Annotated in this window: 13 protein-coding genes and 1 pseudogene; 3 read left to right on the top strand and 11 right to left on the bottom strand. The window is 59.7% G+C overall.

Going from position 1 to position 14,158, the window contains the following annotated elements; all coding sequences use genetic code 11:
- Nucleotides 1-3: 3 nt before the first annotated feature.
- Nucleotides 4-1,380: pseudogene (locus tag RX330_RS10495) on the bottom strand (M16 family metallopeptidase); the annotation flags it as partial.
- Nucleotides 1,381-1,914: 534 nt separating this feature from the next.
- Here RX330_RS10495 and RX330_RS10490 point away from each other — a divergent pair.
- Nucleotides 1,915-2,370, top strand: coding sequence for a hypothetical protein (locus RX330_RS10490; RefSeq protein WP_317242934.1), 456 nt, complete (start codon nucleotides 1,915-1,917; stop codon nucleotides 2,368-2,370).
- Nucleotides 2,371-2,904: 534 nt separating this feature from the next.
- Nucleotides 2,905-3,600 carry an SPASM domain-containing protein gene (locus RX330_RS10485; RefSeq protein ID WP_317242933.1) on the top strand — a complete coding sequence of 232 codons (696 nt, stop codon included), beginning with the start codon at nucleotides 2,905-2,907 and terminating at the stop codon, nucleotides 3,598-3,600.
- 853 nt (nucleotides 3,601-4,453) lie between these two features.
- Here RX330_RS10485 and RX330_RS10480 read toward each other — a convergent pair.
- The 8 genes from RX330_RS10480 to nifH form a co-directional block, all read right to left on the bottom strand.
- Nucleotides 4,454-5,089, bottom strand: a complete 636-nt coding sequence (locus RX330_RS10480) for a hypothetical protein (RefSeq protein ID WP_245343919.1) — start codon at nucleotides 5,087-5,089, stop codon at nucleotides 4,454-4,456.
- A 117-nt stretch (nucleotides 5,090-5,206) separates the two neighbouring features.
- Nucleotides 5,207-5,503, bottom strand: coding sequence for a ferredoxin family protein (locus tag RX330_RS10475; protein WP_085398575.1), 297 nt, complete (start codon nucleotides 5,501-5,503; stop codon nucleotides 5,207-5,209).
- Nucleotides 5,504-5,544: 41 nt separating this feature from the next.
- Nucleotides 5,545-6,852, bottom strand: a complete 1,308-nt coding sequence (locus RX330_RS10470; RefSeq protein ID WP_317242932.1) for an FAD-binding protein — start codon at nucleotides 6,850-6,852, stop codon at nucleotides 5,545-5,547.
- A 10-nt stretch (nucleotides 6,853-6,862) separates the two neighbouring features.
- Nucleotides 6,863-7,978: an electron transfer flavoprotein subunit alpha/FixB family protein gene (locus tag RX330_RS10465; protein WP_410707340.1), complete on the bottom strand. Its 1,116-nt coding sequence runs from the start codon at nucleotides 7,976-7,978 to the stop codon at nucleotides 6,863-6,865.
- A 1,109-nt stretch (nucleotides 7,979-9,087) separates the two neighbouring features.
- Nucleotides 9,088-9,420 (bottom strand): nitrogenase stabilizing/protective protein NifW, encoded by a 333-nt coding sequence (gene nifW / locus RX330_RS10460; protein ID WP_317242931.1) that lies wholly within the window; start codon nucleotides 9,418-9,420, stop codon nucleotides 9,088-9,090.
- Between the two features lie 84 nt (nucleotides 9,421-9,504).
- Nucleotides 9,505-9,645: a hypothetical protein gene (locus RX330_RS10455; protein WP_317242930.1), complete on the bottom strand. Its 141-nt coding sequence runs from the start codon at nucleotides 9,643-9,645 to the stop codon at nucleotides 9,505-9,507.
- A 114-nt stretch (nucleotides 9,646-9,759) separates the two neighbouring features.
- The gene (locus RX330_RS10450) at nucleotides 9,760-10,464 is read right to left on the bottom strand and encodes a nitrogen fixation protein NifQ (protein WP_317242929.1); all 705 of its coding nucleotides are present in this window, start codon (nucleotides 10,462-10,464) and stop codon (nucleotides 9,760-9,762) included.
- A 67-nt stretch (nucleotides 10,465-10,531) separates the two neighbouring features.
- A complete protein-coding gene (gene nifH, locus RX330_RS10445) occupies nucleotides 10,532-11,422 on the bottom strand; it encodes a nitrogenase iron protein (RefSeq protein WP_085398584.1) in 891 nt (296 codons plus the stop codon).
- Nucleotides 11,423-11,961: 539 nt separating this feature from the next.
- On the opposite strand from nifH, the gene RX330_RS10440 reads away from it, so the two are divergent.
- Nucleotides 11,962-12,516, top strand: coding sequence for a peroxiredoxin (locus RX330_RS10440; RefSeq protein WP_317242928.1), 555 nt, complete (start codon nucleotides 11,962-11,964; stop codon nucleotides 12,514-12,516).
- A 540-nt stretch (nucleotides 12,517-13,056) separates the two neighbouring features.
- Here the strand turns inward: RX330_RS10440 and RX330_RS10435 are convergent.
- Together RX330_RS10435 and RX330_RS35700 are read right to left on the bottom strand one after the other, a co-directional pair.
- Complete coding sequence (locus tag RX330_RS10435) at nucleotides 13,057-13,287, bottom strand: hypothetical protein (protein ID WP_317242927.1); 231 nt, start codon at nucleotides 13,285-13,287, stop codon at nucleotides 13,057-13,059.
- Between the two features lie 270 nt (nucleotides 13,288-13,557).
- The gene (locus RX330_RS35700; protein ID WP_410707338.1) at nucleotides 13,558-13,701 is read right to left on the bottom strand and encodes a hypothetical protein; all 144 of its coding nucleotides are present in this window, start codon (nucleotides 13,699-13,701) and stop codon (nucleotides 13,558-13,560) included.
- Nucleotides 13,702-14,158 lie beyond the last annotated feature (457 nt).

Below are 14,158 nucleotides of genomic sequence, written 5' to 3'. Positions count from 1 at the left end.
TGCTTCCTTATGTTTCGGCGCAGTATCCTTGATCAGATAGCCGGTCACCGATCGCTTCTTGTCGAGCCATTTGGCCGCGGCATCGCGCACCTGCTCGGCGGTGACGGCGCGGATGCGGTCCGGCCAGCTCCTGATTTCGTCGATGCTGAGACCGGTGGTCAGGGCAGCGCCATACCACCACGCCAGCCTCTTCTGATCGTCCTGGGCATAGATCGCCTCGACGATGAGCTGGGTCTTGACCCGCTCGAGATCCTCGGCGCGGCTCGGATTCTGGGCGACGTCGGCAATGATGCCGTCGACCACCTGCTCGACCTCTGCAAAGCTGACGCCGGGTTTCGGCGAGGCGGAGACAGCGAACTGGGTCGGGTCGAGCGAGATGCTCGAATAGCTGGCGCTGGCGGAGACCGCGAGCGGCTTGTCGACCACGAGCGCGCGGTAGAGATAGGAGTTGCTGCCGCTGCCCATCAGCTGCGCCAGCACGTCGAGGGCCGCGCTTTCGCCGGCCGCTGCCGTGGTCGCCGAGGGCACCAGGTAATTGCGACGCAAGCCGGGTTGCTCGACGCGCGGATCGGCCAGCGTGACGGTGCGCGGCGCGGCCGGCTCCGGCTCCTGCGGGCGGACGCGCCGCGCCGGGATCGCCGGCTGGGCCGGGATCGGCCCGAAATTGCGTTCGACCAGCGGACGGATTTCGGCGGCCTCGACGTCGCCGGCGATCACCAGGATCGCGTTGTTCGGGGCGTAGAAGCGCTTGTAGAACGCGAGCGCATCCTCGCGGTCGAGCTTTTCGATCTCCTGGTGCCAGCCGATCACGGGCCGGCCGTAGGGATGGTTGAGGTAGAGCGCGGCCATGATCTGCTCGTTCAGCCGCCCGTCCGGATCGTTGGCGACGCTCATGTTGTATTCTTCCAGCACGACGTCGCGCTCAGGCAGCACGTCCTCGTCCTTGAGGATGAGGCCGATCATGCGGTCGGCCTCGAACTCCATCGTGGCAGGAAGCTGCTTGCGCGGCACGCGCTGGTAGTAGCCAGTGTAGTCGACCGAGGTGAAGGCGTTCTGGTCGCCGCCGACCCGCTGCACGGTCTGCAAGAACTCGCCGGCCGGGTGCTTGACGGTGCCTTTGAACATCAGATGCTCGAGAAAATGCGCGAGCCCGGATTTGCCCGGCGTCTCGTCGGCGGAGCCGACCTTGTACCAGATCATCTGCGTCACGACAGGCGTGCGGTGATCGGGGATCACCACAACCTGCAGGCCGTTGTCGAGCTTAAAGCTGGCGGGGCGTCCGGAGGTAACCGTAGTCTGGGCGCGCAGGCCGCTGCTTGACAGTGAGGTTGTGCAAACATGTGCGGCAACGAAAGGGGCGGTCACTTGGTGTGAGGACATCATGATCCTTATGGAAGCCCGAACATGCGCTCGGGGCGCGAAAGCGCGGGCACCATACACGGCACTGTCCGTGCCGGTCATCACGAAACGGAGAGAGACGCGCGGCCCCCCATTAAGCTTTGCTCAAGTGAGGGCCGGCCGCGAGGATGAGATTGTAAAACCATACGTATCGCTGATTGACGTTAGGCTCGATCGTCTCCGCGCGGAGCGCCAGCGCCTCTTGCGGCAAACCATTTACCTGCCGAAGCTTCCTCGCGGTAAACGAGGTACCTTTCGGATAGTCACGCCCGAGAGGGCGTCTCCTTCAAGAACTCTACACACGTCGCGTCTGGTTTCTGCATGAATGGCTGTTGGGGCGCCGACTTAAATCTCCGTTGACACCGAGCTCCAGTACGCCAGTTCCGGGCAGAATTCGGCACGGCATCGTGTCCGCAACAATCTGCGGGGGTACACCGGACTTCTGCCCGGTCGTTCTCAAGACGCCAGTACTGGTGGGTCTGTTGGCATGATATCAAGGAACGCGCCCGCGCCGTAGTGAGTCAGATTCCAAAAGATCTGCTCGCGCGAACCGCTGCCGTTCTTCTCCTCAAAGACTCAAAGTCGAGCTACGTCAATAGAAGGCGAGAGACCACCGCAGGACCGTATCCAGCGATGGGGAATGGTCATCAGGAAGGCGGGACGGGGCCGCTCGATGAGGCAGAGGTTCTACGCGTGCAGCGCATCGCGATCGGCGATGATCGCTTCGTGAAGCTCGGCGTCCGTACCGACGCTGGTTTCGTCGGCGACCACGACCGCGAGACGCAAAGACCGATCCCGGATCATATCAGCGCGCGCCACGAAGATATCGCCTCCCTGGTCCGCAGACACCAATCGCGTTCGATCGTGCACCATAATCATGATGACGAGGCGCTCGGGCAGCGGCAACGCCGTCACATGTTCATAGAAACCCGCAATTCAACTCATTTTCGAGAGAGCTTGAATCGCACGTAAGGTCATATTGTACTCTATCGATCGCGTAGAGCTGCGCCTCGGTTGCCGCAATTGGGACGACATTCATCGCGAACGTGTCGACTTATGGACACAGTACCGCCTGGCATGAGTGATGCTTGTTGAAGTAAACGAGACGTTAGACCAACCCCATCGATGCAAGCGCACTCGGCAGCCGCTGCCCGATCCTTCTGGACTAGGCGGGAGAGAGCCGTGGCGCTTTCTTCATCTTTCGCGGTCGCGCTTGCAACGGTGCCGTGTCGCGCTGATGGGCGACGAACGAAAATGATGCATGAGCGAACTGGCATGAGGGATACAGCTGGACGGTCACCCTCAAGATTACTTATTCCAAACGGGGAAGCGCGGAAAGTGGATAGTATCAAATCGATGACTCTACAGGAGCTGCGCTCTGCAGTCACTGGCGGCAGGGTCTTGGAGATAACTACGACAACGGGCTGTGTCGTCGGATGTTCTTATTGCTCGCAGGACAGGTTTGCCGAACGGCAAAGAGCGAGATCCGACCTGAAGCATCTTTCCATGCAAGATTTCAAGCGATGCCTGGCGCACGTACCAGCAGCTGTCGACATCAGCTTTTCCGGATATTCGCAGCCTTGGCTCAATCCGGCTTGCACCGAAATGGTCGAGCATGCCTACGCGTGCGGCCATGGAATCCGGATTTTCACAACCCTTGCCGGAGTGGACGGGCAGGATCTAAGGCGCTTACGTGCGCTGCAGTTCCGCGTTTTCCTGGTGCAGGTTGTTGATGACTGCACGTCCATGGATAGTGGTCTCGTCACGCGCAACTATGTCGATTTGATACGCCAACTTGTCGACGCCGACATTTCATCACTGCTCTTCATGGTCATGGGCGAGGTTCATCCCGAACTTGTCGGCATCATTCCCGACGAAGCGCTGGTCCGCTTGCGTCCGCCTCGCAGGAGAGCTGGCAGCGGCGAGCTCGAGATGGTTAAAGCACGACCGCCAATCGTTGGAACACTAACGTGTCCCGACGAACGGCAATATCGTAATGTTCTTCTTCCAAACGGCGATGTTACTTTCTGCTGCAAGGATTTTGAGCGACGACACGTCTTGGGCAACCTCCTCCGCGACAGGTACGAGGATCTCTTCGAAGGGGCGACTTTTCGCAACATTGCCGATCGCATGAACGGAACGGACGGCTTTCTGCTTTGTCGATCGTGTGAATTCGCTGAACCAATAACGTCCAAGAGCTGATCTTTGAGAGCAGTTGGCCGCGGCCTGATCGAAGCGAATCGCGAGTCCTGGCGAAGCTCGGCCCTGCAGCTCATCATTACATCAGCCGCGGGGACGACCCTCCGATGAACGGAGGGTCGCCATGGACTGGACTAGCATTTTGCTGGTCGCCGGTCTGCTGGAGGGCGCCTGGGCTACCCGGCGGAATCTGATTTATTTCCGTGCCACGCCCTTGTCTTGTCAGGCCCTGGAGAACCCCATCATTCTTCTGAGGCGAATACGGCTTTCTCTCGAACTCAAAAGGCGGCGTCTTGGCATGACCGCGAGTCCATGTTTCCCAAGAATCACGGCCGAGATGGTGTCGTTCCTGCGGAGCTCGCGACTTTGTGTCTTGCGCCGTTCGCGCTTACGAGAGTTTGAGACCATCTTACTCCTTTGAGCATGGTCGGGAGGACGTGGCGCCAAACCGGACGCTAAAGTGAACATGGATCAACTTGCGCCCGGCAAGCCTGCCATCTGCGAAAAAGCGGCGTCCGCCTCGCCGCTGCTCGGCCGACGTGTCCTGCCGTGATTTCCCTTGCTAGGCTGTTAACGAACGGTTGCGTGATCCGCCAGCGCAGCGCGCCGCGCGTGCTGCAACTGAGCACGAAAGCTCAGAACTGCGGATCTTGTGCTCACTATAAAGACCCGAGCTTGACGCGGCCGGGGACTGCGACCGGGCGTGCATACCGGCTCCGCGTCGGCGATAAACGTTCAACGGAGGACAAAGGAACTACGCCGCGACGTTCGACGCGGTTTTGACCTCTCTGCAGGGACCGTCCTCAAAGCGCCCTGAACCCTCACACGCCGTCGGCAGCTCCCTCAAGTCCGCGTCCTAACCGATCCCGGCATGACGATCCTTCGCTGGCTCATTCAGGAGCCCGGCGAGCCTGAGGCCTTCAAGGACTCCTTCGAGCCGCTGTTCGCGAATGATTGCGGCGAGCAGCAAAACGGCCTCCTCCCGATGGACGGTGAAGCAGACGTCAGGCGCTTGCGGAACCAAGAAGTCCAGCAAGTCCGGAAGGTCGACAACGTGGTGGCGTAAGGTCGAGACCGCATCATTGGCGAGATAGGTCGCCAAATCCGCATTCGCCGGCGGATCAAAGTCCAAGTCGACCTCGGCGCGCTTCTCGATCGCCTGTCGGATCAAGTCGCCCTGCCGTCTTGCATTCATCGAGAGTATGAGCACCGCATCCGCGAGCTTCTCGCGCGGCAAGCTTCTCAGTTCGGCTATGCATGCCTGGATGTCGCCAACCGAACTCTCACGGCCTACCTCTACTCGCAAGCTGTCGAGCAGCATCCGCGCGTCAGCGGCTGCCCTGCTCTTTTGTACTCGAACAATCATAATGCTCTCCGGCCGACGATATATCCCCGCGATACAGTGCGTCGCGCCCTTGTTTTGGATCCGCTCGCTTTGGCTATCGTCGGGAAGATTATGGGGGGAAGCTGGGAAGCTGCGGTTATCCACCATGCAAGGGCCTGCCCGTGGCCCCGATTGAATGTGCCCGGGTGAAATCTCGAGTCCCGCGCATCTCGTTGCATCGCGACAACGCCGCATCCTGCCAAAGCCAGGCCCTCCCCTGAAGCTTCAACCAAACTTGAATAGCACACCGTAACCGCCCCGTGGGTAGCTCCACTTGATATCACCGCTTTCTTCGCAGATCACCCGGCAGGTGCCGCACTCGAGACACCCGTCGACTGTAACCTCAACATGACCTTTATCGTTGAGTTCGTAGCACCGTGCTGGGCAAGCCTTCAGCATCGATAGCAGCTGCGACGATGGCGTGGTGTGCGGCCGCACCTTGATATGGGCGCGGCCGGAATCAACAAGATAACGGTTGTAGAATAGTTTGTCCTCGACACGTTGGGATGGCTCGCTCGGCATTGATTCTGGCTCCGTCAATCGTCGTTGTCTTTGCTTCGTGATCAGCGCCAGGCCCGGGCAATGCGAAGGGCATCGCTGAACAGTCCACTCCACGATCGTGCCTTGATGAACGAGTTCAGCATCAGCTTCTCTTTCTCGAGCTTTGGTGTACCGTCGACGCGCAGGTAATCCTGCATCGCCTTCGAGAAGAGCTGCGGATATGTGAGAAAGAAGTTTTGCGAGTGGGCATGCAACAGTGCCGGCATATCCTTGTACTTCTTCAGGTCCTTGATTACGAAGGAGTCATTCAGCATCTTTTTGTAAAGCGAAAGATTTTTCGCCGTCATGGGATCATTTCGCGATCTGATAAGACAGATCGCTTCCGCCGCGATACGGCCCGACGTCATCGCCAGATTGGACCCCTCGCGATGGATGGCGTTGTTGAGCTGGGCGGCGTCCCCGACGACGACCCAGCCCTCACCACAAAGCTGCGGGATCGCCTTGTACCCACCTTCGGGGATCAAGTGGGCGGAATATTCCTTGACTTCCGAACCCTCGATCAGCGGCGCGACGGAGGGGTGACGCTTGAAAGCCTCGAGCAAGCCGTAGGGCGTCTCGCCGGTACGCTGGAAGTCGGCAACAAGACAGCCAATACCGAGCGAGATACATTCCTTGTTCGAATAGATGAAGCCCATGCCGGTCATGCCGCGGGAGATGGTTCCGGCAGCTTCGATGACGAGCCCCTCGTCGCCTTTGAGGCTGAAGCGAGCATCGATTGTCTCGCGCGACAGGAAATGCATCTCCTTGACCGCGAGTGCCACCTTATCCGGTTTCAGTCGCCCTCTTAACCCCGCACCCGTCCCGAGCACTCCGTTCACCCCCTCGGCCAGCACGACGACATCTGCATGGATTTCACCGCCATCGCGGTCTGTGCGCACCCCGACCACCCGCCCATGTGAATCCTGGAGGAGCTCGGTCACCGTGGTCTCGCACAGGACCGTGGCGCCGGCCTCGCGGACCTTCTGCGAGAACCATTTATCGAACTGAGCGCGGATGACGGTGTAGCGGTTCGGCTTCTCCTCATTGAAATCATCGGAGCGATAGTGAAGCCCCGTGTGCGAACGCTCGTCCATGATCCAGAAGCGCTGCTCGACCAGATGCCGCTCAAGCGGTGCATCCTCGCGGAAATCCGGGATCAGCTTCTCCAGCATATCGGCATAGAGGATGGCCCCTTGCACGTTCTTCGACCCCGAATACTCGCCGCGCTCCAGCTGCAGCACTTTCAGGCCACGCTCGGCCATGGTAAGCGCCGCCGCATTCCCGCCCATGCCAGCACCGACGACGATCGCGTCGAATTTTTCCTCGATCATAACAAGCTCCCTAGCCGGCGATGCGGTCGTGCGAGTGCGGCGACAGCCGCGCGCGGAATGCAGAGGTCAATGCCGGCAACAGTCGAATGGCGTCGGTGACGATACCGATATGGGCGAAGTCGAAGATCGGGGCGTTCTTGTCGGTATTGATGGCAACGATGAGGTCGCCACCCTCCACTCCGACGCGATGCTGGATCGCCCCGGAAATACCGGCCGCGATATAAAGCTTTGGCCTAATGGTTTTCCCAGTCTGGCCGATTTGTCGGTCCGAGGTGACCCAGCCCTTCTGGACTAGCGGCCGCGAACAGCCATACTCGGCGCCAAGCACGTCGGCGAGCTGCTGTACCAGTTGGAAGTTCTCAGGCGATCCCAGACCGAGCCCTCCAGCGACGACCACGTCCGCATAGGCAAGGTTGGACCTTTTAGAATCGCGGTCCGGCAGGAACGAGAGGACTTTTGTGACGATATCTTCTTCTACAAGCCCGAGCGGATGCGAGATGACGCGCCAGACGGCGCCCGTCACGCGCTCGGGCGTCGGCATCACGCGCGGGCGGACGGTTGCCATCTGTGGACGATAGTTGAGTGTGTAGATCGTGCACAACAGTGAACCGCCAAACGTCGGCCGCGTCGCTGCAAGCGAGCCGTCGGGATCGACATCGAGCTCGGTGCAGTCGGCAGTTAGGCCGGTGAGCAGTGTGGTGGCCACTGAGCCGGCGAGATCCCGGCCGAGTGTAGTTGCCCCTAGGAGTAGGATTTCCGGCTTGTACGTATTGACCAGCTCTGACAAGGCCTTGGTATAGGACTCATTGCGATAGTCAGCCAAGAGATGGTCCGCGACGATATAGGCGAGGTCGGCGCCGTAGCAGAAGGATTCGGCGACTACCTGCTCCGTTGTCTCCCCGACCGGGCCGATGACAACCGCGGCGAGGTCGACGTTGAGCTTGTCGGCGAGCCGGCGGCCGGCACCCATCAGCTCCCAGGAGACGGGGTGCACAACCCCGCGTTCCTGCTCGATGAAGACCCAGACGTGCTTATACGCCTTAAATCGTTCGGGCAGCTCCCTCTTGGTCGCTGCGCGACCACCACCCGCGGCCGGCGCTGCGCTTTTGGGTGCGGTGCTCATCATCTGTACTCCCATCCGTTGTTCAGTAGCGGCTAGCCAGCGGAGCGCGCTCCGCCCCAGCTTTGAATTCGCGCTTGAGGATTGCTTCAGTCAAAAGTTCGGCCGGATGCCCGCCGCCATTCAGTCAGCACCGCCTGGCAGCAGCGCGGGGCCGAGACAGACATTGCTCGAAGTGTCGACGACCACGGAATCACGCGTTTCGGGTTCTCTGCGCCGGTCACGCGAGCCGATCGATTGGTCCCCTCATCTTCGAGATGCAACCGAGCTGGAACGGATCGAGGATGTGGCAGAGGCTCGGCTGATATCATTATCCGCCACGTGCTTGCCGGTGAAAACCCGATCCATTGCTCCGAATGCCCTCGAGGTCTCGCCGATTGCAGCGACAAGCCCGCAACTCTTGGCGAGAGCACGAGCGCCGGGGTCAAACCGCCCGTCAACGGCGCCGCGCGGCCGGCGCTGGAGAGCAAGTACTGCCCCCGCGAAACCTCGGCCATAGCTCGGCCAACGGGGGTGATTTCGTCGACGAACCTTTGGCGCGGATCACGCTCAGCGTTCAGCTCAGCCAGGTCCGAATATGCGGCCATCGCGTTGGCGTCGCGACGCATCATGGTGCCGACAGGCAGCGCGCGCGAACCTGCGCGACGTCAAAAACACAATCGATGCAGACCAAGATGTGCATGCGCTTCTCCAGACTGGCTGAGCATATGTCAGCAATTGTCGTACCAATTGCGTAGGCGATTAAAATTGGGCGCCAATACAGACTCTTACGGAAGGAAATTGGTTGGCGGCCTCTCACGAGGATCGGAACATTCGGTAACCGCGCCGAGGCGTGTCCGGAATGCGACAGAAGACAGTCATCCGAATCTGGTGCGCTTTCCTCGCCAAATGTGCGCTTCCCGCTGCCGGCGTACTATTGCAGGAGATAGGTTCGCCATGGGCACCAGCTTGAAAGGATGGACAAACCAGCGCCCAGTCGTGATTGGCACATAAGGAGAGCGGAGCAAGTGTTAAAGCTGCGGATCCACGAGGCCACTGCAACTTCCGTTTGAATTGCAAGCTGGGGCTGTCAGCTCCGAACCTTCACAGTCCAGAGCACGAGATGTAAACTCGATTCACTCCAAGGAACCGAGCTGGACCAAGGCTGGATGCTTGTTCGGTTGTGGCGCTGCCGCATCCTTGAGGACCTTGAACACGCGCTGTTCGATCGGGGAGGACGTGACGAAGTCGGCATAGGCGCGCTCAAGCGTAGCCTTACAACGCAAGGCGATGTCAGGATCGGATGCACCCGTCAACGCCTCACCCGCAAGATACTGACCCATGCGACGCAGGATGTGAAGCCGCGCCACGTCGATGATTTTCTCGTCGTACTCGACGCCGAGCAGTGCAAAAAACTCCTCTGCCGCCGAGGCCTTCTTCAATTGCGAAAGGATGCCGTCCGTCATCATTCTCAACCTCCATTTAGATCCACGCCCAGAAACCATCCGGGCGAATGTTTCGACTTGATCGCGCGGCCCTGGCTGACCAACCCATCACACGCCCTTGACGAGGGAGCCCTCGTGAATGTCGCGCCAGATTGCCACCACCCTTCCGGGCACCCGGCCCTTGTGCTCGATGGCATGCTTGCGGACGCGCGCGAGGATGGTTTCGGTTTGCTCGGCGGTGACCGACACTTGCAACTCGGACAACAGCGAAGTGATTGCGGCAAACCCTGAATGCTAGCCGATCACAATGCGGTGGGAGCGGCCAAGCAATCGCGGGTCCAGCGCTCGGTAGGGCGCCGTCTTTTAAACGGAATCATCGAGACGACGCAGATGATCCCGCCGTCGTCCGGCCATCCGGCTCTCCCCGTTCTCCACGCCGAAGCAAAGATCAAAATCATTGCATTCCGTGCAGACCGGCGTAGTACACATCACCAGACCGTCATCTTCGCATAGCATGCGATAGAAGAAGCGCTTCCAACGCATCTTCTTGGAGTTGCGAGCCGCTAACGGCCCGAAATGGCGCGTCAGGAGGCGGGACAATTCGTCGCGCTTCCGCAGACCGAGATCTTCCCACAAGTGATTGGGCTCCATGGCGCGCCGCGCGATCATCGTCGCCAACCAGCCGCCGACCTCGCTATGGGTAGAACGTTGCGCAAGCAGGAGGTCGCGCACCATAATTGTCTCGTCAGGAGCCGATAACGCGGACTGTTCGCGCCAGGTACACCTTCTGACCGGGCTGGACGGGAAGTATTGCACTAGGAGCGCATTGAGCTCCTGGTTAGTCAAGCCAGCCCGTTCGGGAAGTTGGCCGCCATCCATAGCGGATGCGGCGAGAACGCAGGCGAGCACATGGCGATCGAAATCGTAGTTATCGCTGATGTCGACTTCTGTTGGATGGCGTCCAGTCAGAAGGCCGTAGAGCTTACTTGCATCGCGCAGCTCGGCGACGTGAGCTGCCGATACAGGAGGTGACACCGTACCGGCCAATTGTCTTTGTGTACCAATCATGAAGGTCACCCCAGCATCTGAGTGGACGATGTCGGCCTTCCCGGGTCGAGAAGGCCGACATCATGAACTATGCCGAAGCAGCGGCGAGCTCGGCGGCGGTCTTGCCGACCAAGCTCTCGTCGACGGGCTTGATGATGCCGTGCTCCATGAGCATATCCTCGAGCTCGTCCATGCTGATCGGCGTCGGGATAGCGCCTTGTCCAGCATTATTGTGGATCTTGGTCGCGAGATTGCGATAGTGATCCGCCTGCTTGGAATCTGGTGCGTATTCCAGCACCGTCATGCGGCGCAGCTCCGCGTGCTGAACGACATTGTCGCGCGGCACGAAGTAGATCAGCCGGCTGCCGAGCTTCTTGGCAAGAGCATCTGCAAGCTCCAGCTCCTTGTCGGTCTGCCGCTCGTTGCAGATCAGGCCGCCGAGGCGCACGCCGCCGGAATTCGCATACTTCAAAATACCCTTGGAGATGTTGTTGGCGGCATACATCGCCATCATCTCGCCGGACATCACGATGTAGATTTCCTGCGCCTTGTTCTCGCGGATAGGCATCGCGAAGCCCCCGCAGACGACGTCGCCGAGCACGTCGTAAGAGACGTAGTCGATGTCCTCATAGGCGCCATTCTCCTCAAGAAAGTTAATGGAAGTGATCACGCCTCTTCCGGCGCACCCGACCCCCGGCTCCGGACCGCCGGACTCGACGCATCGAATGTCCTTGTAGCCGAGCTTGATGACGTCCTCGATTTCGAGGTCCTCGACGCTGCCGGCATTCGCCGCCAGGCTCAGAATGGTGTCCTGCGCTTTGGCGTGCAGGATGAGGCGGGTCGAGTCTGCTTTGGGATCACAACCGACGATCAGAATCTTTTGGCCCAGCTCTGCAAGGGCCGCCAGCGTATTTTGCGACGTCGTCGATTTACCGATGCCACCCTTGCCATAAAACGCGATTTGTCTCAGCGAAGACATGTTGCTCTCCATCAACCGATTGCCAAAATTGTCGCGCCGAACGCGCGAGGCTGTTTCTCTCTCAGAAACGTGGGCACACGGGTTTCGGGAAGGAGGCCATCGCTCGCCATCGGCGTCGGCATGCCCTCAGCCCTCACTCGTTGTTGCTGCATCCATTTAGCAACTGGCGTGCCATTTCGTTCGCAGGTGCGTCAAGCGCCTGAGCGTGCTGGACTAATCGCGCGGCGTCCGAGACCGGATGCCGTTGCGGACGCGACCGCGGCAAGGGCTTTGACAGAAACCGGACAAAGCCCTGGCGCATTGATTCCATTACGAGCGCCCGGCGACAGGGCGCGGAACGGGAAATGCCGGGCCTTAGCCCGAGGCGATTGAGGAGATCATACGGTGCGGATCGGGTTCGAGGACACCGCCATCATCAAAGTGCGAATGTTTCATGACCGGTACGGTGGGTACTTGCCGTCAGAGCGGGTGGCATATCGCTTGCTTTGCTAGGCCCGGAACGCAGTTTCCGCGTGACGCGATGTTGTTGTGAGGACAATATGTCTGGAATTGGAAGTAAGTTGCCGCCGTTCGAAATCACAGGCGTGAAGCCCGGCTTTCACCTGCAAGAGGAGAACGGGCAGAGCGCCTTTGAGACGCTGACTGAGACGAGCTTTCCCGGCAAATGGAAAGTCATCTTCTTTTACCCGAAGGATTTCACATTCGTCTGCCCAACCGAAATCGCTGAGTTTGCCCGCCTATCCAAGGATTTTGCCGATCGCGATGCAGTCGTGCTTGGTGGCTCGACCGATAACGAGTTCTGCAAGCTCGCCTGGCGGCGTGAGCACAAGGACCTGCACCGTCTATCGATCTGGCAGTTTGCCGACACCAAGGGCGCACTGGTCGATGGCCTTGGAGTGCGCTCGCGTGATGGCATCGCGCATCGCTACACTTTCATCGTCGATCCTGAGAATACGATCCAGCATGTCTATGCGACAAGCCTCAATGTCGGCCGCAGCCCAAAAGACACGCTACGCGTTCTGGATGCGATACAGACTAATGAGCTCTGCCCTTGCAACCGGGAGATCGGCGGCGACACGCTTAAAATTGCCTGAGGCAACATGTCGATCGTGCAGTTGAAGAAGCAGCTCCCGCATTCGAAGGACGTCAGACTCGGTACGGTCTAACGTGGAGGCTATTTCCTGGATCCGCTACCCGGCAGAACCACATCGAACGGGCCGTCGCCCGAGCTGACGCATGGCTGCCGTCATCGACGCGACGGTTTGTGGCGATGCTGCAACCCAACAGCAGGGCGAACAGGCCCATGAGCATCGTTGGAAGCCCGATCATCCAGATCAGCTTCCGCCGAATGTCTTCAGCTCGTATTTCAGCAGCCTGCGAATTGAGTCCGGCCGACAAGTCGGAGAGCACCGGCGCAACTCAACCCCCTCATTCAGAATGAGCCGATCCGCCTGCCCAGCTCGAAGGTGTCCGCCGCCACATCAAGAGCATCCAGGGCTGGGAAGTCACCGAGCCGGTGACGCTCGCGACGCAGTCCTTCACCAAGTAACTGATATGGGAGGATCTCGTCGACCGCGCAGATTGCCCAAGAGCAATCCCGTCGTGCGTCACCTGATCGATACCCCGACCCACAGCTACGATGGGTCCCGGGCGAGCTTCATCGATCGCGGACCATCGACGATATCGTCGACCCGATCGAACTGTTCGCGCCGCTGTCGGCCGGTTCCTCGCAGATCGCTGCCGTCGTCGCTGCCCAGCGCGGCGCGGGCTATGTACTGTTCGGCCCGCCCGGCAGGGGCAAGAGTCAGACTATCGCCAACGCCATCACCAACAGCCTTGGTCACGAACAGCGTGCGCGTGGTCATTGGCTCCTCCCGTGGATACCGGATGATCGCTTTACCACAGGGTTACGCACCGAGCGATTTCGGCCAAGAAGCTTGCGCTCGGCCTGCCATCACATGCTTGGCACAAGATCACGTGGCGTGAGGGTATGGCAGAAAGGTTGTCCTCGCGCTTCGCCCGTGTGCGCGTCCGTCCGGCACATCGAGATTAGTGGCGCGGCGAAAGCCGGTCGGAGGAAATGGCTGCCGATCGAGGGGCCGGCAGGCGAAGAGGCGCCGACCAAATATTGGTTGTCAACGCTTCCGGCGAACATTGGCTTCCGTCGGCTCGTCGATGCCGTCAAGCTGCGCTGGCGCATTGAGCGCGACTACCACGAACTCAAACAGGATGTGGGCCTTGGCCACTTCGAGGGGCGAAGCTGGCGTGGCTTCCACCATCACGCAACACCCTGCATTGCCGCCTACGGATTCTGGTCTCCGAGCGAGAAGCGATTTCCCCCTCAGAAACAGCCTCCACCAAGCTGTTCAAGGAAGCTGCAATTCCCGAAACTTATCGACCGAGGGGATCCGCCATTGCGGCCTGAGCAACACTCCCAGATTCGATCGCCACCGTTCGGAGAGGATGGAACGCGGCTCTCGTGTCCACACTATTTCGATACCCTTATTGCATCAGACCAATCTGACGTCGAAGTCGGTGCAAATTATGACGCAGTAGGACTGATCGCTACGGATGACGCCGGGGCATTGTTTAATTATGGACAGCCGACGAAGAGCGCCACGCCAATGGGGTCATCCGCACCACAGAGCTGTCGCTAACGGATCCGAAACGGACCTTCGAGAGAGATTAAACATTCGATCACATGATTTTGGTCCATGGCTGACATCTCAAAGACGA

It is taken from the genome of Bradyrhizobium sp. NDS-1 (assembly GCF_032918005.1).
In the GTDB taxonomy this organism is placed as follows: domain Bacteria; phylum Pseudomonadota; class Alphaproteobacteria; order Rhizobiales; family Xanthobacteraceae; genus Bradyrhizobium; species Bradyrhizobium tunisiense.
The sequence above is the reverse complement of the archived record's forward strand: the minus strand, read 5'-3'. Positions and strand labels throughout refer to the sequence as shown.

Excerpts from the sequence above, each read along its gene's own strand:
- RX330_RS10485 (WP_317242933.1), top strand. The coding sequence starts at position 2,905 with ATGCAAGATTTCAAGCGATGCCTGGCGCACGTACCAGCAGCTGTCGAC.
- RX330_RS10480 (WP_245343919.1), bottom strand. The coding sequence starts at position 5,089 with ATGGTGGATAACCGCAGCTTCCCAGCTTCCCCCCATAATCTTCCCGAC.
- RX330_RS10475 (WP_085398575.1), bottom strand. The coding sequence starts at position 5,503 with ATGCCGAGCGAGCCATCCCAACGTGTCGAGGACAAACTATTCTACAAC.
- RX330_RS10470 (WP_317242932.1), bottom strand. The coding sequence starts at position 6,852 with ATGATCGAGGAAAAATTCGACGCGATCGTCGTCGGTGCTGGCATGGGC.
- RX330_RS10465 (WP_410707340.1), bottom strand. The coding sequence starts at position 7,978 with ATGATGAGCACCGCACCCAAAAGCGCAGCGCCGGCCGCGGGTGGTGGT.
- nifW (WP_317242931.1), bottom strand. The coding sequence starts at position 9,420 with ATGATGACGGACGGCATCCTTTCGCAATTGAAGAAGGCCTCGGCGGCA.
- RX330_RS10450 (WP_317242929.1), bottom strand. The coding sequence starts at position 10,464 with ATGATTGGTACACAAAGACAATTGGCCGGTACGGTGTCACCTCCTGTA.
- nifH (WP_085398584.1), bottom strand. The coding sequence starts at position 11,422 with ATGTCTTCGCTGAGACAAATCGCGTTTTATGGCAAGGGTGGCATCGGT.
- RX330_RS10440 (WP_317242928.1), top strand. The coding sequence starts at position 11,962 with ATGTCTGGAATTGGAAGTAAGTTGCCGCCGTTCGAAATCACAGGCGTG.
- RX330_RS10435 (WP_317242927.1), bottom strand. The coding sequence starts at position 13,287 with ATGACCACGCGCACGCTGTTCGTGACCAAGGCTGTTGGTGATGGCGTT.
- RX330_RS35700 (WP_410707338.1), bottom strand. The coding sequence starts at position 13,701 with ATGGTGGAAGCCACGCCAGCTTCGCCCCTCGAAGTGGCCAAGGCCCAC.